Genomic DNA, 26,710 nt, shown 5'->3' on the forward strand with positions numbered 1-26,710 from the left:
CCCTCAAGCGCAGTCTTCGCTTCGACTAAGGCGTCACCACCACCTTCCCGATCACGCGACGTTCAGCCATGTCACGCAGCGCGCGCCCGGTTTCTTCGAGTGAATAGCGCGCCGACACATACGGTTTAAGCTTGCCTTCAGCGATCCAGCGAGTCATCTGCTGGAACGCCGCGTGATTATGCTGCGGCTCGCGCTTCGCAAAGTCACCCCAGAACACGCCGACCAGACTTGCGCCTTTGAGCAGCGTCAGGTTGAGCGGCAGCTTCGGAATCTCGCCGTTCGCAAAGCCAACCACGAGATAACGCCCACGCCAGCCGATGCTGCGAAACGCCGGCTCCGCATACACGCCGCCGACGGGGTCGTAGATCACATCCGGGCCTTTCCCGTCGGTGAGCGCCTTGATGCGCTCGCGCAGATCTTCGGTGCTGTAGTTGATGGTGGCGTCCGCGCCGTGCTTGACGCAGGTCGCGAGTTTCTCGTCGCTCGATGCCGCTGCGATCACGCGCGCGCCGAGCGCCTTGCCGATCTCCACGGCCGCGAGTCCAACGCCGCCGGCCGCACCCAGCACCAGCATCGTCTCGCCGGGCTGCAATGCACCGCGATCGACCACGGCGTGATGTGAGGTGCCGTACGCCAACGTGAAGGCCGCCGCCAGTTCGAACGGAACACCGTCCGCCAACGGCACGCAGGCGCTGACCGGCGCCAGCGCCTGCTCCGCGAAACCACCCTGACCGGTGAAGGCGACCACGCGCGAGCCTGGCTTGAACTGCGTGACGTCCGCGCCGACCGCGCGCACCACGCCCGCGACTTCCGAGCCGGGGGTAAAGGGCAGGGGCGGTTTGAACTGGTACTTGTTCTCGATGATCAGCACGTCGGGAAAGTTGACGGCTGCGGCTTTGACGTCGATTACGACGTGGCCCGGCGGTGCTTCGAGGTCGGGCAGGTTTTCGACGACCAGGCTTTCCGGTGGCCCATATTGATTACAGCGAATCGCGCGCATCGTGTCTCCATGTCGATCAGGGGTTCGCAAGTATTCTGAGTCTAAAACAATCAGCACGACCGTGCGTTTTTATTGCCTTGCCCGCGGTCATCGGGATTGTCGTCGGGTGATCGATGCGCGTGCGGCAAACGACTCGCGCGAGGTCAGCGCGATTCCCGCGCGTGCGCATTGCATACCGCATGCGCATGGGCCGCCGTGTCGTTCGCGCGTCTTCTTTCCTCGGTTACAATCGCCGCATGCGAATCCTACTCAGCAATGACGACGGTTATCTGGCGCCCGGCCTTGCCGCGCTTTACGAAGCGCTCAAGCCGATCGCGGACGTCACCGTGATGGCACCCGAACAGAATTGCAGCGGCGCGTCGAATTCCTTGACGCTCTCGCGGCCGCTCTCGGTACTGCGTTCGGCCAATGGCTTCTACTACGTGAACGGAACGCCCACCGACTCGGTGCACATCGCGCTCACGGGCATGCTCGACCATACGCCGGACCTGGTGGTCTCGGGCATCAACAACGGTCAGAACATGGGCGAAGACACGCTCTATTCGGGGACCGTCGCCGCCGCCACCGAGGGGATCATGTTCGGTGTGCCGGCCATCGCGTTCTCGCTGGTCGATAAGGACTGGGTGCATCTCGAAGACGCCGTGCGCGTCGCCACCGAAATCGTCGCCCATTATCTCGAGCAGCCGTTGCCGGGACATCCGCTTCTGAACGTCAACATTCCGAATTTGCCCTACGAGCAGCTCGGCGACTGGCAGATTACGCGTCTCGGCAAGCGGCATCCGTCGCAGCCGGTGATCCGGCAAACCAATCCGCGCGGCGAACCGATCTACTGGATCGGGCCGGCGGGCAGTGCGCGCGACGCGAGCGAAGGCACCGACTTTCACGCCGTCGCCAACGGCCACGTGTCGATCACGCCGCTGCAGCTCGATTTGACCCACACGCAAATGCTGCCCGCAGCGCGCGACTGGGTGCGCGCCGGCAGCGGCGCTTCATGACGAACGAGCGCGCCAAGCGCTTTCCGCTCGGCCTCGAGGACCTGGTGCGTGAACCGCGCCGGCCCGAAGGGCGCCCGGGCGAAATACGCGCGGCGGCGCTGGCAGCGAGCGCGGCGCTGAACGCACGTCCGCAAGCCGCGAAAAACGCGCCGCTCGGTTCCACGGGTCAATCCCAATCGAAGCAACAGGCGAGGGCGCAGACCGCGGCGCACGCGAAGCCGCAAGCCAAGCCCTCGGCGGCAACGCCGCCAAAGCCGCTGGCCGCGTCTTCCGCCAAAGCGCCGGCGAGCGCTCCGGTGAAAGCGCCAATGAAAGCACCGGCCAAGGTCGCCGTGCCGAATTCGACTGCGCGCCCCGCGCCGCAGCCGGCGCCGGCCAAGCCTGCCACCCGCTCAACCGAGCGCAGTGCCGCGCCGAACGTCGCGTTGAGCGGCGCGATGAGCGGCGCATTGGCGCTGACTTCGGAACGGGTTCGCGAACGGATGGTCGAACGCCTGCGAGCGAACGGCGTGACCGATCAGCGCGTGTTGAACGCGATGTCGGTGGTGCCGCGCCACATGTTCGTCGATCCGGGTCTGGCGGCTCAGGCCTATGAAGATGCCGCATTGCCGATCGGCCATCACCAGACGATTTCCAAGCCCTCGGTCGTCGCCCGCATGATCGAACTGGCCGCCGCCGGCCGCACGCTGAATAACGTGCTGGAAATCGGCACCGGCTGCGGTTATCAGGCGGCCGTGCTGAGCCAGGTCGCGCGCGAGGTGTACTCGATCGAACGTATCAAGCCGCTGTCGGAGCGCGCGAAGACAAACTTGCGTCCGCTGCGCATTCCGAACATCCGCCTGCACTACGGCGATGGGCGGCTCGGTTTGCCGTCGGCGGGACCGTTCGACGCGATCGTGATCGCCGCGGCGGGGCTCGACGTACCGCAAGCCTTACTTGAACAACTCGCGATCGGCGGCCGTCTGGTCGCGCCGGTCGGCTCGCAGGACGGCCAGAACCAGGTGCTGACTCTGGTCGAGCGCCTCGGACCCGCGCAGTGGCGCGAGTCGCGGCTTGATCGCGTTTTCTTTGTACCCTTAAAATCCGGAGTGATTTGACACCGATGAGTATGTTGCGCGCGATGCAAAGAACCAGACTGAATGCCCCCATGACCGTAACCCAGCGCAGCGTGTGCGTGCTCGCCTTGTCCCTGTTGATGACGGCCTGTGCATCCCGGCTCGACCAGGCGCCGGTCGTCGACCGCTCCGGCGGCGGCACGCTCAGCACGCAAGCAGCGCAGCCGGCCGTGCCGCTCGGTCCGCCGCCGCCGGGCTACTATCGCGTGAAGCCGGGCGACACGCTGTATCGGATCGCGCTGGAGAACGGCCAGAACTACCGCGACATTTCGGCCTGGAACAATCTGACCAACCCGAATCAGATCGAAGTCGACCAGTTGTTGCGTGTCGTGCCGCCGGGTGCGAACACTGCGGCGCTCACGCCGGGAGTCTCGACCGCGCCGATCGGCGGCAGCGCTTCGGTGCAGAGCGCGCCGCTCGGCAGCACCGCGCCGGCCACGGGTGCGACCGCGGGTGTCGCGGCACCGCCGCTCTACGGGTCGGCCGCCAACAACGCGTCGTCGGCGCCGCCGGCCAACCCGGGCGCGGCGAGCGACTCGAACGCCGGTGCATCCGGCAACGTGGTGTTCGCCTGGCCGGTGCGTGGGCCGCTGCTCGGCACCTTCAACGACTCGACCAACAAGGGCGTGAATATCGGCGGCGCCGCGGGTGATCCGGTGAAGGCGTCGGCGGATGGTCGCGTGGTTTATGCCGGAAATGGGCTGCGTGGTTACGGTAATCTCATTATCATCAAACATGATGCAACTTATCTCACCGCGTATGCACACAACCGCTCTTTGATGGTAAAAGAGGGGGATGCGGTGACGAAGGGGCAGAAGATCGCTGAGATGGGCAATAGCGATTCCGACCGCGTGATGTTGCATTTCGAAGTTCGCCGGCAGGGTAAACCTGTCGACCCACTGAAGTATTTGCCGCCGCAATAAGCGATACGACCATGCCGAAATCGAAGCGCCCGCCGCAGCAAGCCGAGTCTGAGACGATCAGCCACGCTATGTCCGCTTCGGTGGATGAAAGCGGCGCTTCGGAAGTGGAAGAGGAGATCGCGGAAGAGCGCGATCTCGACGAACGCCAGGGCGGCGCGGACGAAGGCGGTGACGCCCGCGAAAGCGCGAGCGAAGCCGCGCCGGACGCGGACGATTTCCGCGCGCTGTTGCAAGCCGAGCTGACGGCCGACACGATCCAGCACTACCTGAACCGTATCAGCGTCAAGCCGCTTCTGACCGTCGAGGAAGAGCAGAAGTATTCGCGTCTTGCCAAGGCGGGCGAGTTCGAGGCGCGACAGGTCATGATCGAGCGCAATTTAAGGCTCGTTGTCAGCATTGCGAAGGGTTACCTGAACCGCGGCGTGCCGTTGCTCGATCTGATCGAGGAAGGCAATCTCGGACTGATGCACGCGATCGAGAAATTCGATCCGACGCGCGGCTTCCGGTTTTCTACCTATGCGACCTGGTGGATTCGCCAGAGTATCGAGCGCGCGATCATGAACCAGGCGCGCACCGTCCGTTTGCCGGTGCACGTGATCCGTGAACTCAATCAGGTGCTGCGCGCCAAGCGCCATCTGGAAAAGAATTCGATGAACTCCGGCGAAGCCGCCGAGCGCCGCGACGCCAGCATCGACGACATTGCCTATCTGACCGGCAAGACCACCGACGAAGTGACGGACATTCTCGCGTTGAACGAGCACACCGCTTCGCTGGACGCGCCGCTCGATCTCGATCCCGCGAGCAGTCTGCTCGATCTGCTGTCAGACGATCAGAGCCAGTCGCCGGATGCCGAAGTGCAGCACCGCGAACTGGAAACGCTCACGCGCGCGTGGCTGGCACGGCTGTCCGACAAGCATCGCCATGTGATCGAGCGCCGCTTCGGCCTGAATCACATCGAACCCGCCACGCTCGAAGAGCTGGCCGACGAAATGGGCCTCACGCGCGAGCGTGTGCGCCAGATCCAACAGGAAGCGCTCGTGCGGTTGAAGCGCTTCTTTGCCTCCAACGGTGTTCGGAAGGACGCCGTTCTATAACCTGATGACACCGATTCTTGTTTTCGACATCGAGACCATTCCCGATGTCGCCGGCATTCGCCGCCTCGAAGATTTGCCCGCCGACCTGAGCGACGCCGAGGTCGCCGAGCATGCGTTTGCCGCGCGGCGCGAAAAGACCGGCAGCGATTTCCTGCCGCATCATCTGCAACGGATTGCGGCAATTTCCTGCGTGTTCCGCGACAACAACGGCTTCCGCGTGCGCTCGCTCGGCACGCTGGAAGACGGCGAGGCGGCGCTCGTGCAGTCGTTTTATCGCGTGATCGAGAAGTACACGCCGCAGCTCGTGTCGTGGAACGGCGGCGGCTTCGACCTGCCGGTGTTGAACTACCGAGCCTTGGTCAACGGCATTCCCGCCTACAAGTTCTGGGATCTCGGCGAGGACGACCGCGAGTTCAAGTGGAACAACTACATCAGCCGCTATCACGCGCGTCACACGGATCTGATGGACGTGCTCGCCATGTACCAGGCGCGCGCCAACGCGCCGCTCGACGCGCTCGCCAAGATGTGCGGATTTCCCGGCAAGATGGGCATGGACGGCAGCCAGGTGTGGCACGCGTACCAGGAAGGGCGCATCGAGGAAATCCGCAACTACTGCGAGACCGACGTCGTCAATACGTACTTGCTCTATTGCCGCTTCCAGTTGATCCGCGGCGCGTTTTCACCCGCGGAGTATGCTGACGAGATCAACCTCGTCAAGAACGCGCTGGCGCTGGAAACGGCGCCGCAATGGACCGAATATCTGGCGGCATTCGATCAGTAAGCCGCTCGCGGACGAGCCAAGACGGGGTTCCGCCGTGCGGAGAGAGCAGCGAGGCCGCCGCAGCCGTTCGCTCCAAAGGCGCGAAAGGCTCGCAAGGTACAAGTCGGTGTGAGGCGCGCTCGTCTCCGGCTGTCGCCGCCACCGCGGTTATCGTGGCTAATGCGTCTGGCAGCCATTCCCGCCGCGCCGGATGATGGTCACGCGCGGCGCTTCGTCTACAATCTCGCCTTTCCCCCAAGTTTGTCAGGAAGTAGCAGGTGTCCCGAACTGCCCCCCAACGCCGCGCGCCGAAGCGTCACAAGACGCCTCCGCCCGCGCCGGCACACGTCGTTACCGGCAACGAGCCGGTCATTGAAATCGTTTCGCTCGATATGGAGGCGCGCGGCGTTGGCCGCACCGAGACCGAAGACGGCTCGCCCGGCAAGGTGATTTTCGTCGAAGGTGCGCTGCCGGGCGAACGCGTAAGCTACTCGACGCATCGCAGCAAGCCGAAATTCGAGCAGGCCGAAGTGGTCCAGGTATTCCGCGAGAGCGTGATCCGCACCAAGCCGAAATGCACGTACTTCGATATCTGCGGCGGCTGTTCGATGCAGCATCTGGACATTCGCGCGCAGGTGGCCGTCAAGCAGCGCGTGCTCGAAGACAATCTCCAGCATCTCGCCAAACTGCGCCCGGAAACGGTGTTCCGGCCGATCCACGGTCCGTCCTGGGGTTATCGCTACCGTGCGCGTCTGGCAGTGCGCTTCCTGCCGGAAAAGGGCGGTATGCGGATAGGCTTCCACGAGAAGAAGAGCAGCTACATCGCCGATATGAAAACCTGCGAAGTGCTGCCGCCGCACGTGTCGGCCATGCTGATGCCGCTGCGCTTCATGGTTCGCAAGCTGTCGATCTACGACCGCATGCCGCAGCTCGAACTGGCGGTCGGTTCGTCGGTGACGGCGCTGGTGGTGCGCAATCTCGAGCCCATCACAGCCGCGGACGAGCAGGTGCTGCGCGATTTCGCCGACGAGCACAAGGTGCAGTTCTGGCTGCAGCCGGGCGGCCCAGACACGGTCACGCCGTTCTATCCGCTCGACGTGGAGCTCGACTACACGCTGCCGGAGTACGGCATTCGCATGCCGTTCAAGCCGACCGACTTCACCCAGGTGAATCACGCCATCAACCGCGTGCTGGTGAGCCGCGCGTTGCGTCTGCTGGCGCCGGCGCGCACCGATCGCGTGCTCGATCTGTTTTGCGGGATTGGCAACTTCACGCTGCCGCTCGCGCGGATCTCGAAGGAAGTGATGGGCATCGAAGGCAGCGAGGTGCTGACCTCGCGTGCGCTCGCCAATGCCGAACTGAATGGCGTGGCGGGGCATACGTCGTTTGCGTGCCGCAACCTGTTCGAAGTTACTGCCGACGACCTGCGCGTGCTCGGCCACTTCGACAAGTTCCTCATCGACCCGCCGCGCGAAGGCGCGCTGGCCGTCGCCAAGGCGCTGGCTGAGATCGCGCAGAGCGGCAACGGGCCGCTGCCGAAGCGCATCGTCTACGTGTCGTGCGCGCCGGCGACCCTCGCGCGCGACGCCGGTCTGCTCGTGCACGAAGCAGGCTACCGGCTGGTGGGCGCGGGCGTGGTCAACATGTTCCCGCACACGTCGCATGTGGAGTCGATCGCGCTGTTCGAGCGGGACTGACGGGCGCGCCTGGTTGCGTCGGCGCTGCGCGGCAGCGCGACGGCCTAAGGCAGCGTAAGGCAGAGGCGAAAAGGAGCGCACAAACAAAAACGCCACGACCGAAGTCGTGGCGTTTTTTTATTCCTGCTGCTTTTCAGTACGCGGCGCGGCTTAGAACTGCCACCACGACTTTTCCGTACCCGGCCTTGCATGACCCGTGATGTACGGGCTGTCAGGGAAGGTGCCGGCCAGCACGCGCTTCGTGTCGTCGGCCAGTTGCGGCTGATTCAGCTTCTGATACGACAGCATCATGATGTGCAGTGCGTCTTCAATAGCCGGCGCGTTCTTGTATTGCGTGAGTGCCAGTTGCGCGCGATTGATCGCGGCGACATAAGCGCCGCGGCGGTAGTAATAATCCGCTGCGTGGACTTCGTGCGACGCCAGGGCGTTCACGATATAGCGCATGCGTTGTGCTGCGTCCGGCGCATACTTGCTGTTCGGGTACTTGTCCACGACGATCTTGAAGGCGTCGTACGATTCGCGCAGCGACTTCGGATCGCGCTCGCTCATGTCCTGGCCGGAGAAGCGGCCGAACAGACCGAGGTCGTCGTTGAAGTGGATCATGCCCTTCAGGTAGTACGCGTAAGCGATGTCCGGATGATCCGGGTGCAGCTGGATGAAGCGGTCGATCGCCTGGTCGGCGGCGGCGTTTTCATTGTCTTTCCAGTTGCAGTAAGCGACATTGATCTGTGCCTGCTGGGCGAAGTGGCCGAACGGATCGCGCCCCTCGAGCATTTCGAAGTACTTGGCGCACTTGCCGTAATCACCACCGGACAAGGCGTCGTTCGCCTCCGTATATAATTTGTTGTTGTTCCACGTTGCCGTTTCGTCGGTCTTCTCCGGCAGGCCGTGGCAAGCCGCGACAACCGCGACGGCTGCGGCACACGCAATGTATCCGGCCACTTTCCGGGCCGCCTTCTTGATGGCCGCCAAATTGATCGCCGCTTTAGTGATGGTGTTCAAGGCTCGCATTTTCCAGTCTAGCTTTACGTCCAGGTGACCCAGACTCAATGACCCGCTCAAATACTCCAGGTGCCGCAACCGGCGCCGGGAATAGCAACAAAGATTATAGCGTAAGCGCTGACCCCTCCGACGCGTTGGGCGTCGATTCCCTCGACGACGATCTCGGCAGCGACGCGCTCGGCGCCGCGGCCGTGTCCAGCCTCGTGCCGACGGTCGCGAACCGCGTGACGGACGAGACGCCGCGCAGCGTCGTCGTGCCCGACGAACTGGCCGGCGAGCGCCTCGACAAGGTGCTCGCGCGGGTCTTCCCCGAGTTCTCGCGCAACCGTCTGCAGAGCTGGATCGAAGCCGAGCGCGTGCGGATCGACGGCAAGCCCGCGAAAATCCGCCAGCCGGTGCCGCTCGGCGCGACCATCGAACTCGTGCCCGATCTGCTGCCCGAGCAGCTCGCGTTCACGCCGGAGCCGGTGCCGCTCGAGATCGTTTACGAAGACGACACGCTGGTGGTCATCAACAAGCCGGCCGGTATGGTCGTGCATCCGGCCGCCGGCAACTGGAGCGGCACGCTGCTCAACGGACTGCTGTATCGCTATGGAGACGCTGCCGCGGGCCTGCCGCGCGCCGGCATCGTGCACCGTCTCGACAAGGAAACCTCCGGCCTGATGGTGGTGGCACGCACGCTCGAGGCGCAGACCGACCTCGTGCGCCAGTTGCAAGCGCGCACGGTGAAGCGCCGTTATCTCGCGCTGGTGTGGGGCAACATGCCCGAAGAAGGCACGATCGACGCGCCGATCGGCCGCGATCCGCGCGAGCGCACCCGCATGGCGGTGGTGACGAGCGCGTCGGGCAAGCCCGCGCGCACGCATTTCCGGCGTGTCGATTCGGCGATCTGGGAGCGCCAGCCGGTGACCGCGATTCATTGCGATCTCGAAACCGGCCGCACTCATCAGATTCGCGTGCATTGCGCGCACATCGGCCATCCGCTGCTCGGCGATCCGATTTACGGGCGCGCGCGCGGCAAGCGTTCGGTCACGCCGCTGCCTGGCGGTTTCGCGCGCCAGGCGCTGCATGCATGGCGGCTCGGCCTGATTCATCCGCAGACCGGCCGCACGATGCAGTGGCGTGCCGACGTGCCGGAAGACATGCAGGCGCTGTCGGCGGCGCTCGGTCTCGGCCGCGACGACGCGGGCGAGTTCGACGAGACGTACTACGAAGAAGACGACTACGACGCGTCGTTCGACGAGGACGGCGATGAAGGCGCACTCGATCACGACGAACACGACGGTGCAGATGACCACGACCACGAACACGACGAGGACGATCACGCATGAGTGCGCCCGAGCTGAGCTTTGCCGATGTCGTGCAACCCGCATGGAATGTGTCGCCGCGCGTGCGCGCGCTCGTCACCACGCGTAACGGCGGCGTGAGCGAGCCGCCGTTCGGCCGCTGGCACAACGGCGCGGATTTGCCCGGCGGCCTGAACCTGGGCATGAAGTCCGGCGACGACCCGGCCGCGGTCGCCACCAATCGCGAGCGTCTGCTGAAGCTGGCCGGCGTGAGCGAGGCGGCGTGGCTCGAACAGATTCACGGCGCCGGCATCGTGCGCGCGGAAGAGGTGATCGCATCGGCACGCGTGAGCGGTGGGCCGACGCGCGCCGATGCGAGCGTCACGAATCTTCCCGGCAGCGTGTGCGTCGTGATGGTGGCCGATTGCATGCCGGTGCTGTTGTGCGACGAGGCGGGCCGCGCGGTCGGCGCGGCGCACGCGGGGTGGCGCGGACTGGCTGCGGGCATCGTCGAACAGACTGCGCAGCGCGTCGCCGAACTCGCGCAGGTGCAGGCGAGTGCATTGCATGCCTATCTCGGTCCCTCGATCGGACCCGACGCCTTCGAAGTCGGCCCAGATGTGCGTGACGCGTTCATGAACGGCGTGGGCGGCGCGCAACGCGATGCCACGGCAAACGCATTCGTCGAGCATCCGCAGAATCCGGGCAAATATCTCGCCGATCTCCCGGCGCTGGCGCGTTTGCGGCTGCAGCGGCTCGGCGTGACAAAGATTGTCGGCGGCGACCTCTGCACGGTCACGCTGCGCGAGCGTTTCTACTCCTATCGCCGCGACCGCGAGACCGGCCGCATGGCCGCACTCATCTGGCTGGACGATCAGGCGCTGTCGATCGCCGACTAGTCCTACTCGCGACGCCGCCCCTCGCGGCGCTCTTGCTGTCAATGCAGAAGACACACATCGGCACACACGAATGACGTTCGGCGAGGTCGACGTCATCGTGCCGGCAGGCTACGTCAGAGCATTGCCGCGGCATTCTTACGAGCACGCGTATGAGGGTTTATTGGGAGACGCCGCAGGTGTTTTTGCTGCGCTGCCGGAATTGCCTGAGATGCGTGAATCTGCCGCGCAAACTGTTCGCAGACGAACGGATAAGTGCGCATAAACCTATGCAATATGGGAGCTTTTTTCGTTCGCGGCTGCATTGAATCATGCCTGTCCTAAAAGCGCGATCTGCTACACAGGGAAAACGATAATTAAAAAACTATCGCACTGCGGCAAAATCGGGAACAAGCATTGACATGCCTTGCGATGGGGAGCAAGAATGTTCCTCACGGATCCTCGTACAAGGGACAGGGCGTGACGAGGTCGCGAGCAATTGCTCACGTGCGCACGAACCTGCCTCTCAACCCGTCCGCAAGGACTTACCGGTCAAAAGCAGGCATGGCAGCATCACATACCTCAGCTTCCCCCAAGACGGACTCCTCGACGGAGAACACGCAGCAGGCCGGTACGAGCGGTGCAGCGCCGGCCCCTGGGATGCAGCAGCTGTTCGACGCCTGGATGGGCGCCTGGCGCTCGCTTGGCACGCCACCCGGCGGCAACGGCATGCCTTTCCCGATGCCTCAAATGCCGCTTCCCATGCCGTTCCAGATACCGCAAGCAGGTCTGCCGCAAATGCCGTCGTTTCCGGGCATGCCGGACTTCAGCAAACTGGCGGCCGGAGCGATGCCGGCCATGCCGTCTTTCGCCGGTCTGAACATACCGAGCGCAGCCATTCCCTCCGAGCGACTGCAGAAGCTGCAGGCTGACTATTCGCGCGAGGCAATGGAGTTGATCCAGCAAGCCACCACGTCCGCAACCAAAGCGCCCGAACTGAAGGATCGCCGCTTCAGTTCCGACGCATGGAGTGCGGCGCCGGCCTACGCATTCACTGCCGCCTGGTATCTGTTGAACGCGCGCTATCTGCAGGAAATGGTCGACGCGCTCGACACGGAACCCAAGGTGCGTGAGCGTATCCGTTTCGCTGTCCAGCAGTGGACCGCGGCGGCGTCGCCGAGCAACTTCTTCGCCCTGAATCCGGAAGCGCAAAAGACCTTGCTGGACAGCAAGGGCGAGAGCTTGCGCCAGGGCGTGATGAACCTGCTCACCGACTTGCAGCGCGGCAAGATTTCGCAGACCGACGAATCGGGTTTCGTGGTCGGCGAGAACCTTGCCAACACCGAAGGCTCGGTGGTGTTCGAAAACGACCTGATGCAGGTGATCCAGTACAAGCCGCGCACGGCGACCGTGCGCGAACGGCCGCTGCTCATCGTGCCGCCTTGCATCAACAAGTTCTACATTCTCGATCTGCAACCGGAGAATTCGCTGGTTGCCCACGGACTCGATTCAGGGCATCAGGTGTTCCTGATTTCGTGGCGCAACGCGGATCAATCCATCGCGCATAAGACGTGGGACGACTATATCGGTGAAGGCGTGCTCACCGCCATTGAGACGGTGAGCAAGATCAGCGGTCGCGAGCAGATCAATACGCTCGGCTTCTGCGTGGGCGGCACGATGCTCGCCACCGCGCTGGCGGTGGCCGCGGCGCGCGGCGAACATCCGGCTGCGTCCATGACGCTGCTCACCGCCATGCTCGATTTCTCGGACACGGGCGTGCTCGACGTGTTCGTCGACGAGGCGCATGTGCAGATGCGCGAGCAGACCATCGGCGGCAAGAATGGTGCGCCTGGACTGATGCGCGGCATCGAGTTCGCCAACACGTTCTCGTTCCTGCGGCCGAATGATCTGGTGTGGAACTACGTCGTCGACAATTACCTCAAAGGGCGCACGCCGGTTCCGTTCGACCTGCTCTACTGGAACAGCGACTCGACCAGCCTGCCGGGCCCGATGTACGTCTGGTATTTGCGCAATACGTACCTCGAAAATCGTCTGCGCGAGCCGGGTGCGTTGACCACCTGCGGCGAGCCGGTCGACCTGTCGAAGATCGACGTGCCCACCTTCATCTACGGGTCACGCGAGGACCATATCGTGCCGTGGCAAACGGCGTACGCGTCGGTGCCGCTGCTCAGCGGGCCGTTGAAGTTCGTGCTCGGCGCGTCGGGCCACATTGCCGGCGTGATCAATCCGCCCGCGAAGAAGAAGCGCAATTTCTGGATGCTGGAAGGTGAGGTCAAAACGCTGCCGGAGAATGCCGAGGAATGGCTCGATCAGGCGACCGAAGTGCCTGGCAGCTGGTGGCCCGAATGGACCACATGGCTCGATCAGTACGGCGGCAAGAAGGTGAAGCCGCGGGCCTCTGCAGGCTCGGCGGAATTCCCGGTGATCGAGCCGGCGCCCGGACGTTATGTACGGCAACGGGAGTAGGTTTGAGCTTGCTTCACGGCGCGGTCCTTTGCGCTGTGAACGAGCGTCCGGCTGAGCTGGCGCGCTGAGTTGACGCGCTGAGTTGACGCGTAAACCCGGCGCATAAGCAGAAGCAACGAGATTTCTAACTTGACGGGCTGCGGCGCATTTGGCCGACTCGCCCGGAGGATATGGAAATGACTGATGTTGTGATCGTATCGGCCGCCCGTACGGCAGTTGGCAAATTTGGTGGGTCGCTGGCGAAGATCGCCGCACCCGATCTCGGCGCCACGGTGATTCGCGCGGTACTCGAGCGAGCAGGGCTGAAGCCCGAGCAGGTGAGCGAAGTGATCCTGGGTCAGGTGCTGACGGCAGGCTCGGGCCAGAATCCGGCGCGTCAGTCGCTGATCAAGGCGGGCTTGCCGAACGCCGTGCCCGCCATGACGATCAACGTGGTGTGCGGCTCGGGCCTGAAGGCCGTGATGCTGGCGGCCAACGCGATCATCGCGGGCGACGCCGATATCGTGGTGGCCGGCGGTCAGGAAAACATGAGCGCGGCGCCGCACGTGCTGCCGGGCTCGCGCGACGGTTTCCGCATGGGTGACGCGAAGCTGGTCGACTCGATGATCGTCGACGGCCTGTGGGACGTCTACAACCAGTACCACATGGGCGTGACGGCGGAAAACGTCGCCAAGGAATACGGCATCACGCGCGAGCAGCAGGACGCGTTTGCGGCGCTGTCGCAGAACAAGGCGGAAGCCGCGCAGAAAGCGGGCCGTTTCGACGACGAAATCGTGCCGGTCGAGATTCCGCAACGCAAGGGCGAGCCGCTGCGTTTCGCGACCGACGAGTTCGTGCGCCATGGTGTGACGGCTGAATCGCTCGCAGGCCTGAAGCCGGCTTTCTCGAAGGAAGGTTCGGTCACGGCGGCCAATGCGTCGGGTCTGAACGACGGTGCGGCGGCCGTGCTGGTGATGTCGGCGAAGAAGGCGGAGGCGCTCGGCCTCAAGCCGCTCGCGCGCATCAAGGCGTACGCCACCTCGGGTCTGGATCCGAAGGTGATGGGCATGGGCCCGGTGCCGGCCTCGCGCCGTTGTCTCGAACGCGCGGGCTGGACGCCGGCCGATCTGGACCTGATGGAAATCAACGAAGCGTTCGCCGCGCAGGCATGTGCAGTGAATCAGCAGATGGGCTGGGACACGTCGAAGATCAACGTGAACGGCGGCGCGATTGCGATCGGCCACCCGATCGGCGCGTCCGGCTGCCGGATTCTCGTCACGCTGCTGCACGAAATGCAGAAGCGCGATGCGAAGAAGGGTTTGGCGTCGCTGTGTATCGGCGGCGGCATGGGTGTGGCGCTGGCGCTTGAGCGCGCTTGAGTATCGCCGCGTGACCGACGCCACAGGCGTTGGTCGCGTGGCAAACGGAGCGTTGCCGCGCGCGTCACGCGCGCGGTCAGCGGTGGCCTCGTCGGCCGGTCGCCCGGCGGCTGCGGAGATGAAGCACAGACGAGGGGAGAGGCGGCCGGTCGGTGCCTCGAAAACGATAACGGAGTGTAGTTTATGACACAGCGAATTGCGTACGTAACGGGCGGGATGGGTGGCATCGGCACGAGCATTTGCCAGCGGCTGCACAAAGAGGGCTTCAAGGTCGTCGCGGGCTGCGGCCCGAATTCGCCGCGCCGTGTGAAGTGGCTCGAAGAGCAGAAGGCGCTGGGCTTCGATTTCATCGCGTCCGAAGGCAACGTCGGCGATTGGGAGTCGACCAAGAATGCGTTCGACGAGGTCAAGGCCGAAGTCGGCGAGATCGACGTGCTGGTGAACAACGCGGGCATTACGCGCGACGTCGTGTTCCGCAAGATGACCCACGAAGACTGGACGGCGGTGATCGACACCAACCTGACCAGCCTCTTCAACGTCACCAAGCAGGTGATCGACGGCATGGTCGAGCGTGGCTTTGGCCGCATCATCAACATTTCGTCGGTGAACGGCCAGAAGGGCCAGTTCGGCCAGACCAACTACTCGACCGCGAAGGCCGGCATTCACGGCTTCACGATGTCGCTGGCGCAGGAAGTGGCTACCAAGGGCGTGACGGTCAACACCGTGTCGCCGGGCTACATCGGCACCGATATGGTCAAGTCGATCCGCCCCGACGTGCTGGAAAAGATCATCGCGACGATTCCGGTGCGCCGTCTGGGTCAGCCGCAGGAAATCGGCTCGATCGTGGCATGGCTGGCATCGGAAGAATCGGGTTTCTCCACGGGTGCTGATTTTTCGCTGAACGGCGGATTGCATATGGGCTGAGTCACGGGCGCGCCGCTCACGAGGCGGCGCGTTTCGGCTCAGATGGTTCGGCGGCGTCTCGATTGCGCGATGACCAGATTGCGCAGCCGGTATGACGCCGTTTCCGCGCTCGACTTGCGCTCAAAGGCGTTACATGACCACTACTACAAAGAAAACAGCCGAACGACTGATCAAGAAATATCCGAATCGTCGGCTCTACGATACCGAGACAAGCACGTACATCACGCTGACGGACGTCAAGCAGCTCGTGTTGGATCAGGAGGATTTCAAGGTCATCGATGCGAAGAGCAACGAGGATCTGACGCGCGCCATCCTGTTGCAGATCATTCTCGAAGAGGAAAGCGGCGGCTTGCCGATGTTCTCGTCGTCGATGCTCTCGCAGATCATCCGTTTCTACGGTCATGCGATGCAGGGCATGATGGGCACGTATCTGGAAAAGAACATCCAGGCCTTCATCGACATTCAGGCGAAGCTCGCCGACCAGTCGAAGAATCTGTACGAAGGCAAGGCCATGAATCCCGAGGTCTGGTCGCAGTTCATGAACATGCAGGCGCCGATGATGCAGGGCATGATGACCAGCTACATCGAACAGTCGAAGAACATGTTCGTGCAGATGCAGGAGCAGATGCAGAATCAGGCGAAGTCGATGTTCGCTACTTTCCCGTTTACGCCGGGCGGCGCGGCCAACGTGGCCGGTGCCGGCAATGTACCGGCTACTCCGCAAGGCAACCCGCAGGGTAATCCGGAGCCGGAGAAGAAGTAAGGGCGGGGGCTCAAGCTAGTGGTGTTACCACGCGTTGGGGCGCCATACGGGGCCACCCGGGGCCACCGCCCTCAACAGGTGAGTAACGGCGCAGCCTGCGCGCCGATGCGGAGGGCACGGCTGCGACCGTAAGGCGCCGGCGCGGTACAATCGGCGGCTGCGTGTGTGGGGCATTTTCTTCGGAGAGGGCGCTCTGGCCGCCGACTCCCCCCATTCCCACGGTCGATCTCATGTTTCATCACTGCCCCAGTCGCCCTCTGGCAACCCGCCACCTCCCGGCGCCCGTTTCCGCATGAGCCGGCTCTTTCTCGCCCCCATGGAAGGGCTCGCTGACTACGTGTTGCGCGACGTGCTCACCGGCATGGGCGGATTCGACGGATGCGTGTCCGAGTTCGTCCGGGTGACGGGCTCTCTGCTTCCCGGCCGGGTCTACGAAAGGGAAGCCCCCGAAGTGCTCGACGGCGCCTACACCCGCGCCGGTACGCCGATGGTGATCCAGTTGCTCGGCAGCGATCCCGAATGGATGGCGCTGAACGCGGCGCATGCGGCCACCTTGTCACCGCACGGCATCGACCTGAACTTCGGCTGTCCCGCCAAGGTGGTCAATCAGCACGGCGGCGGTGCCATGCTGCTGGCCGACCCTGAACAACTGAACCGGATCGTGTCGTCGGTTCGGGCTGCGGTGCCTGCCGGCATCGCCGTGACGGCCAAAATGCGCCTTGGCGTCTCCGACACGTCGCTGGCGATCGATTGCGCGGTCGCGCTCGCCGAAGGCGGCGCCGCCTCGCTCGTCGTGCACGCGAGGACGCGCGATCATGGCTACCGGCCGCCGGCTCACTGGGAGTGGATCGCGCGTATCGATTCGGCCGTGGACGTGCCGGTTATCGCGAACGGAGAAGTCTGGACGGTGGCCGACTGGGAGCGCTGCCGCGCTGTCAGCGGTTGTGCGGACGTGATGCTCGGGCGGGGCGCCGTATCGGACCCGTTCCTCGCGCTCAGGATACGCGGCCTGATGGACCGGTCCCCATCCGAAGGGGAATGGCATCAGGTGCTTCGTCACATGGCCGGCTATCTGCGGAAACTACAGGCCCGCGTCGCCTCCCGTCACGAGCACGGACGCGTCAAGAAGTGGCTCAGCTACCTGCAGCGCACCTGGCCGCAGGCGGCCGAACTGCATGCGGCGATACGCCGGATGCAGGATTCGCACGAAATTCTGGCGACGATCGAGCACGCTTTGGGATTCGATAAATTAATCGCGCCACATCAGTCCGAGTCTGCCGGCCGACTCGATCCGGCGCACGCCGCGGCCGGTTGAAGGCGGAAATTCAAAGACTTACGAGCGGCAGCCGTGGCGAACCGCTACAATTCAAGGTTTAACGTCTTCAAGCGGTTCCCCATGTCTGCCACCCCCCCGATTGCCCCGAATGCCACGCCGAAGGTTGGCTTTGTCTCGCTCGGTTGCCCGAAAGCCCTGGTTGATTCCGAGCAGATCATCACCCAACTGCGCGCCGAAGGTTACGAGATTTCCGGCACGTACGACGGCGCGGACCTCGTGGTCGTCAACACCTGCGGCTTCATCGACGAAGCGGTGCAGGAAAGCCTCGACGCGATCGGCGAAGCGCTCAACGAAAATGGCAAGGTGATCGTGACCGGCTGCCTCGGCGCCAAGAAGAGCGCGAGCGGCTCGGGGCTGATCGAAGAAGTGCATCCCAAGGTGCTGGCCGTGACCGGTCCGCACGCGCTCGGCGAAGTCATGCAGCACGTGCACACCCATCTGCCGAAGCCGCACGATCCGTTCGTCGATCTGGTGCCGGCCGCCGGCGTGAAGCTCACGCCGCGCCATTACGCGTACCTGAAGATTTCCGAAGGCTGCAATCACCGCTGCACGTTCTGCATCATCCCGTCCATGCGCGGCGACCTGGTGTCGCGTCCCGTCGCCGACGTGATGCTCGAAGCGGAAAATCTGTTCAAGTCGGGCGTGAAGGAACTGCTGGTTATTTCGCAGGACACTAGCGCGTATGGCGTCGACGTCAAATACCGCACCGGTTTCTGGAACGGCAAGCCGATCAAGACGCGCATGACCGACCTCGTCGGCGCGCTCGGCGAACTCGCCGCGCAATACGGCGCATGGGTGCGTCTGCATTACGTGTATCCGTATCCGAGCGTGGACGAAGTGATCCCGATGATGGCCGAAGGCCCGTTCAAGGGCCACGTGCTGCCGTATCTCGACGTGCCGTTCCAGCACGCGCATCCGGAAGTCCTGAAGCGCATGAAGCGCCCGGCCAACGCCGAGAGGGTGATGGAGCGCGTGAAGAAGTGGCGCGAGATGTGCCCGGATCTGACCATCCGCAGCACGTTCATCGCCGGCTTCCCCGGTGAGACTGAAGAGCAGTTCCAGACGCTGCTCGATTTCATCCGCGAAGCGGAACTCGACCGCGTCGGCTGCTTTGCGTACTCGCCGGTCGAAGGCGCAACGGCCAACGAACTCGACGGTGCATTGCCCGACGAAGTGCGCGAAGAGCGCCGTGCGCGTTTCATGGAAGTCGCCGAGGAAGTGTCGGCCAAACGTATCGCGAAGAAGGTCGGCAAGACGCTGAAGGTGCTGGTCGACGAGATCAACGCGGACGGCGGCATTGGCCGCACCGCGGCGGACGCGCCGGAGATCGACGGCGTCGTGTACATCGCGCCGGCTGTCAAGGCGTCCAAGCGCTACAAGGTCGGCGACTTCGTGTCGGTGAAGATCACCGGCGCCGACGGTCACGACCTGTGGGGCGAGGTTTAAGCAATGGCGGCAAGCATGCCTGCAACGCCGGAAGTTCAGCGCGCCGACATCCTCGCGCTCGGCGAGGCGATGATCGAGTTCAACCAGTCGGCCAAAGACGAGCCGAACTACCTGCAAGGCTTCGGCGGCGATACCTCGAATTTCTGTATCGCAGCCGCCCGGCAAGGCGCGAAGACGGGTTTCGTCTCCGCGGTCGGTGCGGATCATTTCGGGCGTTTGCTGGTTGATCTGTGGGAACGTGAACAGGTGGATACGGCGCTGGTGCGGGTCGATCCGCACGCGCCTACCGGCGTGTATTTCGTGTCCCACGGTCCTAATGGCCACGCGTTCGACTATCTGCGCGCAGGTTCGGCCGCGAGCCGCTATGCACCGCACGATCTGCCGCTCGAGGCGATTGCCGCGGCCAAGGTGATTCATCTGTCCGGCATCAGCCTCGCGATCAGCCTGAGTGCCTGCGACGCGGCGCTCGAAGCGATCGCGCATGCGCGCGCCAATGGCGTGCGCGTGAGCTTCGACACCAATCTTCGCCTGAAGCTGTGGCCGCTCGCGCGGGCGCGCGCGGTGATGCTCGAAGCCATTCGCCAGACCGACATTTGCCTGCCAAGCTGGGACGATGTCACCGAACTCACGGGTCTGACCGGCCGTGACGAGATCGTCGATTTCCTGCTGTCGCACGGTCCGCGCGTGGTCGCGCTCAAGCTCGGCAAGGAAGGCTCATATATCGCCACGCCGAACGAACGGCGTGTGGTGCCGGGCCACGTCGTCAACGCGGTCGATGCAACCGGCGCGGGCGACTGCTTCGGCGGCGCGTTCATTGCGCGGATCGTGGCGGGTGACGATCCGTTTGCGGCGGCACGTTATGCGAACGTCGCCGCGGCGCTGTCCACGCAAGGTTACGGCGCGGTGGCGCCGATTCCTTCGCGCGCAACAGTCGAACAACTTCTGGCGGGCTGAACACGGGCGTTGCGACGCGGGCCCGCCGAGGCAAAATCATCCTGAGAGACTAAAGAAGGAGCGAGCGATGCAACGAGACGTAGTGGTGGTTAGCGGTGTGCGCACGGCAATTGGCGCTTTCGGCGGCAGTCTGAAGGATTTTTCGCCGACCGATCTCGGCGCACGCGTCGTGCGTGAAGCGCTGGCCCGCGCCAGCGTGTCGGGCGACGAAGTCGGCCATGTGGTGTTCGGCAACGTCGTGCATACCGAAGCGAAAGACATGTATCTGGCGCGCGTGGCGGCGATCAACGGCGGCGTCGCGCAACACGCGCCGGCCCTGACCGTGAACCGCCTGTGCGGCTCCGGCCTGCAGGCCATTGTCTCGGCCGCGCAAAGCGTGCTCCTCGGCGACGCCGACATCGCCATTGGTGGCGGCGCGGAAAACATGAGCCGCGCGCCTTATTCCATGCCTGCCGCGCGCTTCGGTCAGCGCATGGGCGACGCGCGCCTCGTCGACATGATGGTCGGCGCGCTGAACGATCCGTTCCAGGCGATCCACATGGGCGTGACTGCCGAGAACGTCGCGCGCAAGTACGACATCTCGCGTGAAACGCAGGACGCACTCGCGCTCGAATCGCATCGCCGCGCGGCCAACGCGATCACGAATGGCTACTTCAAGGAACAGATCCTGCCGATCACGATCCCGTCGAAAAAAGGCGACGTCGTGTTCGACACGGACGAGCACGCGCGCATGAACGCATCGGCTGAAGATTTCTCCAAGCTGAAACCCGTGTTCGCGAAAGAGAACGGCACGGTGACGGCCGGCAACGCGTCGGGCATCAACGACGCCGCCGCGGCCGTGGTGCTGATGGAGCGGAGCGTCGCTGAACAGCGGGGCATCAAGCCGCTGGCGCGCCTCGTGTCGTATGCGCATGCAGGCGTCGATCCGGCGTACATGGGCATCGGCCCGGTGCCGGCCACGCGCCGCGCGCTGGAGCGGGCCGGCCTGACGGTCGCCGACCTCGACGTGATCGAGGCGAACGAAGCGTTCGCCGCGCAGGCCTGCGCGGTCAGCAAGGAGCTGGGCTTCGATCCCGCCAAGGTCAATCCGAACGGCTCGGGCATTTCTCTCGGCCACCCGATCGGCGCGACTGGTGCGCTCATCACCGTCAAGGCGCTGTATGAATTGCAGCGGATCGGCGGCCGCTATGCGCTGGTCACGATGTGCATTGGCGGCGGGCAGGGTATTGCGGCGATCTTCGAACGGATCTGAAGCGCTGCGCGTAGCGGTTGTATCGAGCAATAAGGAACGAACGGATGCGGGAACTGAAAGCGATGAAGGGTGCCATGCGTCGGCGCGGTTGGGCAATAGCGACCATTGCCGCGTTGCTGTGTGCGGGCGCGACGGTGGTGATGCCCGCCCAGGCATGGGCGGAAAGCGACGCGGTGAAGGAGTTGGCGGCACCTGCGCCGATCCAGTTGCCGCTCAAGCCCAGTGCTGAATTCGCGAAGTTCCCACGCTACGCCGGCATGCTGGGCTCGCGCCAGATCGTGCTGAAGCTCGGCCCGAAATCCGACGATCCTGCCGGTGTGCACGGCGAGTATCAGTACACGGACACCGGCGAAGTGATCCTGATCGCCGGCGACCGCGACGGCGACACGCTCGAAGTCGAGGAATCGAACGACGGCACCCATATCACCGGCAACTGGGTCGGCAAGTTCGCGGCAGACGGTTCGGTGGCGGGCGACCGCATGAACGTCGACGATTCCGACCCGCAGCCATTCGATCTCAAGCCGTTGGCGGCAGGGCAGGCGGTGCCGCCGCCAGGCGCGCCGGCGAGCGCGGCGAACAAGGCTGCGACCCAGCCTGCCGCAGGCGGATCCACGGCTCCGGCTCCGGCAACTGCCGCTGGTGGCCACGCCGTCGGCGGCGTCAGCAACTTGCAAACCGGCGAGTGAACCTCGCCATGCGGGCTTCCTCGGCCCGCCGACTCGCGCTGTCCGATAAGCGAAATCCAACCGGCTCGGCTAATCTTGCGTGTGCGGCGCGCCCCGAATTCGCGTGCCCTCCGTTTCCGTCAGATTCTCTCCGAAACACACCATGACCCAATCCAAACTCCAACGCGATCTGCAAACCCGTATCGTGCGTGCCGAAGACCAGCTCACGCCGGGCTTCGAATCATTCTCGATGCCGGTCACGCGGGCTTCGACGGTCGTGTTCCCCGATCTCGCGACCATGCGTGCGCTCGACTGGAAAAACGACGCGCAATGGCGCTACGGCCTGCATGCCACGCCGACTTCGCTTGCGCTGGCGCAGCGCCTCGCCACCATCGAGGGCGGCAATCACGCGTTGTTGCAGCCGTCGGGCTTGTCGTCGATTTCGAATGTGTATTTCGGCCTCGTCAAGTCAGGCGACGACGTGCTGATTCCCGATAACGTCTATTCGCCGAACCGCGATCACGGCGACTGGCTGGCGCGCGATTTTGGCGTTACCGTGCGCTATTACGATCCGATGATCGGCGCGGGCATCGCCGATCTGATCCGGCCGACGACGCGCCTCATCTGGCTCGAAGCGCCCGGCTCGGTGACGATGGAAGTCGCCGACGTGCCCGCTATCACCGCCGTGGCACGCGCACGCAACGTCGTCACCGCCATCGACAATACGTGGTCTGCGGGGCTCGGTTTCCGGCCGTTCGATCATGGCGTCGATATTTCGGTGCAGGCGTTGACCAAATATCAGTCGGGCGGTGGCGATGTGTTGATGGGCGCGACCATTACCGTCGATCGCGAACTGCACCTGAAGCTGAAGGCGGCGCGTATGCGCATGGGCATCGGGGTCTCGTCGGACGACTGTTCGCTGATTCTGCGCAGCCTGCCGACCATGCAGTTGCGCTTCGAGCAGCATGACCGCGCGGCGCTCGGATTGGCCAAATGGTTGAAGACGCGGCCGGAAATTGCCGCCGTGTTGCACCCGGCGCTGCCGGACTGTCCGGGGCACGAGTTTTTCAAGCGCGACTTCACGGGCGCGGGCGGGCTCTTTTCAGTTGTGTTCGACGGCCGCTACAGCCCGGCTCAAATCGACACGTTCTGCGAGTCGCTCGAACTGTTCTCGCTCGGCTGGAGCTGGGGCGGCGCGCACAGCCTTGCAATGCCGTATGACGTCGCGTCGATGCGCACCGCGGGGCAATGGCCGCATCGCGGCACCTTGGTGCGGTTCTATATCGGTCTCGAAACCGAAGCGGATCTGCGCGCGGATATCGAGCAGTCGCTGGCCGCGCTGGGTTGAACGTTCCAGGCGACGTTTTTTCGTAGAATCAGTGAGCCCGTCGGGACATTTTTCCGGCGGGCTTTTTTGTTGTCACTCTTTTGTTGTCACGATAGCCAGTAAGCCTAACCATTCGGCTGAATGTTCAGCATGATATCCCGACGCTACGATGGCGTGCATTCCAACTCAAGGTTGCCGCACCATGGTGAGCTTCGATGAATCTTTTCTTCTGGATGTTGCTGAATCTCGGCGTGCCGATCATCGGCCCGATCTTTACGCTAACCCTTGTCGCGCCCGCGCATGGTTGGCGCGTGGCAAAGGCGCTGATTGCCGGCTCGGTGAAAGACGGCCAACTGTTCTGGTGTGCGATCGGCCTGCTTGCTTCCGCGGTTTATGAGGCGGTGACGGCGCTGGAGCGGGGCCGTGGTGAGGCGTCGGTTCTGGCGTACTGGGTGGCTGGACTGTGTGTGATGGCGTTCACCTGTTCGAGCCTCGTAATGTCGGGGCTGGTCAATCCACATTCCAGGCGAGCAAGGCAGGGAGCGCCGCGGCGAAACAGCTTATTTGCTGATGGAAGCTTTTCGCCCACCGAGATCGTCCTCTCCGTTTTCTTCACGGTGATTGCCGCAGCTTTATTAGCATCCCTACATGTGCAGCTGATCTAGATTTTTTAGATAGTGCAGCATTTATACTGATCCTCTCAAGGAGGCAATCATGAAGAAATTCTCGTTGTGGCTGGTGTCCGAGAAAATTTACCCGCGCTTTTTGATGTGGATCACGATCATCGCAAGCCTCGATGCGATTAGCCTTATGTTGACGCTTTCAACGGGCATTGTGAAAAAATAGTGCCATGGGTGGCGCTGGCCGCCATTGCATCGGTCAGCGCATCAAACAGCCTTCGAACAGGTATCAGAACAGGTATCAGAACAGCCGCAGCAACCCGTCCAACCCCACATGGTTGAACGCCACGCTTGCCGCTTCGCGCACCACCGGCTTCGCACGGAACGCAACGGAGAGACCGGCTTCAGCCATCATCTTCAGATCGTTCGAGCCATCGCCCATGGCAATCGAGCGGCCTGGTTCAACGCCCAATTGCGCGCATGTTTCGCGAAGCGTGCGGGCTTTGACATCGGCGTTGACGATCTCGCCGATCACCTTGCCGGTCAGTTTGCCGTCCACGATTTCAAGCGTGTTCGCGCGCGTGAAATCGAGTCCGAGACGCGCTCTCAGTTTTTCGGTGAAGAACGTGAATCCGCCCGACACCAGCAGCGTTTTCAAACCAGCCGCCTTCGCGCCCGCCAGCATCTGCTCAGCGCCCGGCGAAAGTTTCAGCCGCTCTTCGTACACCCGTTCGAGCGCGCTTGCGTCGAGGCCTTTGAGCAGCGCCACGCGGCGCGTCAGGCTTTCGTTGAAGTCCTTGATTTCGCCGCGCATTGCGGCCTCGGTGATCGCGGACACTTCGCTTTTCAATCCGCAGAAGTCCGCGATTTCGTCAATGCATTCAATGGTGATCAGCGTCGAATCCATGTCCATCGCCACCAGCCCGAAGTCGCGCAGTTGGCGGCCGGCTTCGACAAACGCGTAGTCCAGTTGATGGGTGCCGCAATAGACGTCGAGGTCGCCACGTTGAGCGACGCTTGCGTCGGCAATGCGAATCGCGTTGGCGTCGATGACGCTGGCGTGCGAACCGCGCGCGAGCGCGACGAGCGTTTTTTGATGGTCGGCGGAAAGGGGCGCAGGGCTTTGAATGACGAGGTTCATGGACGACGACGCAATGACGCAGGGAAGGACGGGCGCGCGGCGCGCGCGGAAAATCCCGTTATTGTAACGGTTCGCCGGTCGGCATCGCCTGTCGCGCTCCGCTGGAACTGGCGGAGGCGCCACTGTGCATTGCGCCGTGCAATCCGCCGGCGCGCGGTTCATACTGGCGCATCGAACGACGCCTCGCAGCCAATACACGCACCGGCCGTCCCATTCGCGCCTTCGCGAGGCGCAATGGCCGGCCCGCGAATGCCCCGGCACCCTTGACGAGGCGCACTACCATGGAGACAACGCATGCCCCAGGCGACCGCCGGCGACGCATCCACTCTTGCGCGCGACTTCGATCTGCGCCACCTGAATCCCGCTTTCTATGCCGATCCCTATCCGGTTTATCACGCATTGCGCACCCACGAACCGGTCAAGCGCATGCCGGACGGCTCGCTGTTTCTAACGCGGTTTCGCGACGTGCAGGCGGTCTACCGGGATCCGAAGACTTTCAGCTCCGACAAGACCGTCGAATTCAAGCCGAAATATGGCGATTCGCCGCTCTACGCGCATCACACCACGAGTCTTGTATTCAACGATCCGCCGCGCCATACGCGTGTGCGCAAGCTGATCGCCGGTGCGCTGACGGCGCGCGCCATCGCGGCCATGGAGCCGGGTCTGGTGCGCCTCGTCGACGGCTTGCTCGATGCCGCCGCCGAACGCGGCCGGATCGACCTGATCGCCGAGTTCGCGTCGGCGATTCCGGTCGAGATCATCGGCAATCTGCTGGACGTGCCGCACGCGGAGCGCGAGCCGTTGCGTGACTGGTCGCTCGCGATACTCGGCGCGCTCGAGCCGTCGCTCACCGAGGCGCAACTCGAGCGGGGCAATCGCGCGGTGAGCGAATTCGTCGACTATCTGCGCGATCTGGTCGCGCGACGCCGCCGCGAGCCGGGCGATCCGCAACATGACGTACTGACGCGCCTGATCCAGGGCGAAGAGGGCGGCGAGCAGCTGTCCGAAGCGGAGTTGCTGCAAAACTGCATTTTCATTCTGAACGCGGGACATGAGACGACCACGAATCTGATCGGCAACGGACTCGTCACGCTGACGCAATGGCCGCAAGAGCGTGCGGCGTTGCTGCGCGAGCCGTCGCTGATCGGAACGGCGGTGGAGGAATGTCTGCGTTTCGAGAGTTCGAATCAGCTGGGCAACCGCATGGCGACCGTCGACACCGAGATCGGCGGCATCGCGGTGGCGCGCGGCACGCCGGTTACGCTGTGCATCGGCGCGGCCAATCGCGATCCGGAACAGTTCGAGGATCCGGATCGCTTCGACATCCGCCGTGATCCGAACTGGCACCTGGCGTTCGGCTTCGGCATTCATCAGTGCGCCGGGTTGTCGCTCGCGCGACTCGAGGCGCGCATTGCGATTGGCCGGTTCGTGCAGCGCTTTCCGGCGTATCGCCTGAACGGCGAGCCGACGCGCGGCGGGCGAGTGCGGTTTCGAGGCTTCGCCGAGGTGCCGATCGAGCTTGAGGCCGTTTGAGCTGGCTTGAATCGCCTTAAGGTGGCAGAAGCCTTGGCCCGGCAAAAGCCTTAAACCGCAAAGCCCGGAACGGCGTAGCTTTTGCCGGAGTGACGCAAGACTTACAGCCTGAGTGTAAGGGCGCCCGGGCGGCGGCGCTTGCTGGCTTTGGCCGGAA

Annotated in this window: 24 protein-coding genes; 21 read left to right on the forward strand and 3 right to left on the reverse strand. The window is 63.8% G+C overall.

What is annotated here, in order from left to right:
* Nucleotides 1-25: 25 nt before the first annotated feature.
* A complete protein-coding gene (locus P0D71_RS34185) occupies nucleotides 26-1,000 on the reverse strand; it encodes an NADPH:quinone oxidoreductase family protein (RefSeq protein ID WP_091794496.1) in 975 nt (324 codons plus the stop codon).
* A gap of 236 nt (nucleotides 1,001-1,236) precedes the next feature.
* On the opposite strand from P0D71_RS34185, the gene surE reads away from it, so the two are divergent.
* The 6 genes from surE (at nucleotide 1,237) to rlmD (ending at nucleotide 7,584) form a co-directional block, all read left to right on the forward strand.
* Nucleotides 1,237-1,995: a 5'/3'-nucleotidase SurE gene (gene surE, locus P0D71_RS34190; RefSeq protein WP_091800552.1), complete on the forward strand. Its 759-nt coding sequence runs from the start codon at nucleotides 1,237-1,239 to the stop codon at nucleotides 1,993-1,995.
* Nucleotides 1,992-3,092, forward strand: a complete 1,101-nt coding sequence (locus tag P0D71_RS34195; RefSeq protein WP_408343409.1) for a protein-L-isoaspartate(D-aspartate) O-methyltransferase — start codon at nucleotides 1,992-1,994, stop codon at nucleotides 3,090-3,092. Before surE ends, P0D71_RS34195 begins: the two co-directional genes overlap by 4 nt.
* 5 nt (nucleotides 3,093-3,097) lie before the next feature.
* Complete coding sequence (locus P0D71_RS34200) at nucleotides 3,098-4,033, forward strand: peptidoglycan DD-metalloendopeptidase family protein (RefSeq protein WP_408343411.1); 936 nt, start codon at nucleotides 3,098-3,100, stop codon at nucleotides 4,031-4,033.
* An 11-nt stretch (nucleotides 4,034-4,044) separates the two neighbouring features.
* Nucleotides 4,045-5,127, forward strand: a complete 1,083-nt coding sequence (rpoS, locus tag P0D71_RS34205) for an RNA polymerase sigma factor RpoS (protein ID WP_091794490.1) — start codon at nucleotides 4,045-4,047, stop codon at nucleotides 5,125-5,127.
* 4 nt (nucleotides 5,128-5,131) lie between these two features.
* Nucleotides 5,132-5,908, forward strand: coding sequence for a 3'-5' exonuclease (locus P0D71_RS34210; protein ID WP_408343413.1), 777 nt, complete (start codon nucleotides 5,132-5,134; stop codon nucleotides 5,906-5,908).
* Between the two features lie 257 nt (nucleotides 5,909-6,165).
* Nucleotides 6,166-7,584 (forward strand): 23S rRNA (uracil(1939)-C(5))-methyltransferase RlmD, encoded by a 1,419-nt coding sequence (gene rlmD / locus P0D71_RS34215; protein ID WP_408483723.1) that lies wholly within the window; start codon nucleotides 6,166-6,168, stop codon nucleotides 7,582-7,584.
* A 150-nt stretch (nucleotides 7,585-7,734) separates the two neighbouring features.
* Here the strand turns inward: rlmD and P0D71_RS34220 are convergent, their stop codons facing one another.
* Complete coding sequence (locus P0D71_RS34220) at nucleotides 7,735-8,595, reverse strand: outer membrane protein assembly factor BamD (RefSeq protein WP_091794483.1); 861 nt, start codon at nucleotides 8,593-8,595, stop codon at nucleotides 7,735-7,737.
* Nucleotides 8,596-8,633: 38 nt separating this feature from the next.
* On the opposite strand from P0D71_RS34220, the gene P0D71_RS34225 reads away from it, so the two are divergent.
* The 14 genes from P0D71_RS34225 (at nucleotide 8,634) to P0D71_RS34290 (ending at nucleotide 24,105) form a co-directional block, all read left to right on the forward strand.
* Nucleotides 8,634-9,917: an RluA family pseudouridine synthase gene (locus P0D71_RS34225; protein ID WP_408343415.1), complete on the forward strand. Its 1,284-nt coding sequence runs from the start codon at nucleotides 8,634-8,636 to the stop codon at nucleotides 9,915-9,917.
* Nucleotides 9,914-10,771, forward strand: a complete 858-nt coding sequence (gene pgeF, locus P0D71_RS34230; RefSeq protein WP_408483724.1) for a peptidoglycan editing factor PgeF — start codon at nucleotides 9,914-9,916, stop codon at nucleotides 10,769-10,771. The genes P0D71_RS34225 and pgeF overlap by 4 nt, the downstream gene beginning before the upstream one ends.
* A gap of 636 nt (nucleotides 10,772-11,407) precedes the next feature.
* Nucleotides 11,408-13,234: a class I poly(R)-hydroxyalkanoic acid synthase gene (gene phaC / locus P0D71_RS34235; protein WP_408343419.1), complete on the forward strand. Its 1,827-nt coding sequence runs from the start codon at nucleotides 11,408-11,410 to the stop codon at nucleotides 13,232-13,234.
* 176 nt (nucleotides 13,235-13,410) lie between these two features.
* On the forward strand, nucleotides 13,411-14,592 hold the full coding sequence (locus tag P0D71_RS34240; RefSeq protein ID WP_408343421.1) for an acetyl-CoA C-acetyltransferase: 1,182 nt from the start codon (nucleotides 13,411-13,413) through the stop codon (nucleotides 14,590-14,592).
* A gap of 183 nt (nucleotides 14,593-14,775) precedes the next feature.
* The gene (locus tag P0D71_RS34245) at nucleotides 14,776-15,516 is read left to right on the forward strand and encodes a 3-ketoacyl-ACP reductase (protein WP_408483725.1); all 741 of its coding nucleotides are present in this window, start codon (nucleotides 14,776-14,778) and stop codon (nucleotides 15,514-15,516) included.
* Nucleotides 15,517-15,649: 133 nt separating this feature from the next.
* Nucleotides 15,650-16,279, forward strand: a complete 630-nt coding sequence (gene phaR / locus P0D71_RS34250; RefSeq protein WP_408343423.1) for a polyhydroxyalkanoate synthesis repressor PhaR — start codon at nucleotides 15,650-15,652, stop codon at nucleotides 16,277-16,279.
* A gap of 292 nt (nucleotides 16,280-16,571) precedes the next feature.
* The gene (locus P0D71_RS34255; RefSeq protein WP_408483726.1) at nucleotides 16,572-17,594 is read left to right on the forward strand and encodes a tRNA dihydrouridine synthase; all 1,023 of its coding nucleotides are present in this window, start codon (nucleotides 16,572-16,574) and stop codon (nucleotides 17,592-17,594) included.
* A gap of 81 nt (nucleotides 17,595-17,675) precedes the next feature.
* Nucleotides 17,676-19,061 carry a 30S ribosomal protein S12 methylthiotransferase RimO gene (gene rimO, locus P0D71_RS34260; RefSeq protein ID WP_408483727.1) on the forward strand — a complete coding sequence of 462 codons (1,386 nt, stop codon included), beginning with the start codon at nucleotides 17,676-17,678 and terminating at the stop codon, nucleotides 19,059-19,061.
* A gap of 3 nt (nucleotides 19,062-19,064) precedes the next feature.
* Nucleotides 19,065-20,015 carry a sugar kinase gene (locus tag P0D71_RS34265; RefSeq protein WP_408483728.1) on the forward strand — a complete coding sequence of 317 codons (951 nt, stop codon included), beginning with the start codon at nucleotides 19,065-19,067 and terminating at the stop codon, nucleotides 20,013-20,015.
* Between the two features lie 67 nt (nucleotides 20,016-20,082).
* Nucleotides 20,083-21,267 carry a beta-ketothiolase BktB gene (gene bktB / locus P0D71_RS34270; protein ID WP_408483729.1) on the forward strand — a complete coding sequence of 395 codons (1,185 nt, stop codon included), beginning with the start codon at nucleotides 20,083-20,085 and terminating at the stop codon, nucleotides 21,265-21,267.
* 44 nt (nucleotides 21,268-21,311) lie between these two features.
* On the forward strand, nucleotides 21,312-21,953 hold the full coding sequence (locus tag P0D71_RS34275; RefSeq protein WP_408483730.1) for a hypothetical protein: 642 nt from the start codon (nucleotides 21,312-21,314) through the stop codon (nucleotides 21,951-21,953).
* A gap of 142 nt (nucleotides 21,954-22,095) precedes the next feature.
* Complete coding sequence (locus P0D71_RS34280) at nucleotides 22,096-23,280, forward strand: cystathionine beta-lyase (RefSeq protein WP_408343433.1); 1,185 nt, start codon at nucleotides 22,096-22,098, stop codon at nucleotides 23,278-23,280.
* A 194-nt stretch (nucleotides 23,281-23,474) separates the two neighbouring features.
* Entirely contained in the window at nucleotides 23,475-23,924 is a 450-nt protein-coding gene (locus tag P0D71_RS34285; protein WP_408483731.1) for a hypothetical protein, read from the forward strand.
* A 49-nt stretch (nucleotides 23,925-23,973) separates the two neighbouring features.
* Nucleotides 23,974-24,105, forward strand: coding sequence for a hypothetical protein (locus tag P0D71_RS34290; RefSeq protein ID WP_286161944.1), 132 nt, complete (start codon nucleotides 23,974-23,976; stop codon nucleotides 24,103-24,105).
* Nucleotides 24,106-24,180: 75 nt separating this feature from the next.
* On the opposite strand, the gene serB is transcribed toward P0D71_RS34290, so the two are convergent.
* Complete coding sequence (gene serB, locus P0D71_RS34295) at nucleotides 24,181-25,020, reverse strand: phosphoserine phosphatase SerB (protein ID WP_091794455.1); 840 nt, start codon at nucleotides 25,018-25,020, stop codon at nucleotides 24,181-24,183.
* A 294-nt stretch (nucleotides 25,021-25,314) separates the two neighbouring features.
* Here serB and P0D71_RS34300 point away from each other — a divergent pair, with 294 nt between their 5' ends.
* Nucleotides 25,315-26,553, forward strand: coding sequence for a cytochrome P450 (locus P0D71_RS34300; RefSeq protein ID WP_408483732.1), 1,239 nt, complete (start codon nucleotides 25,315-25,317; stop codon nucleotides 26,551-26,553).
* The last annotated feature ends 157 nt before the right edge of the window (nucleotides 26,554-26,710 follow it).

Source organism: Paraburkholderia sp. RL17-383-BIF-A (assembly GCF_046028015.1).
GTDB lineage: Bacteria > Pseudomonadota > Gammaproteobacteria > Burkholderiales > Burkholderiaceae > Paraburkholderia.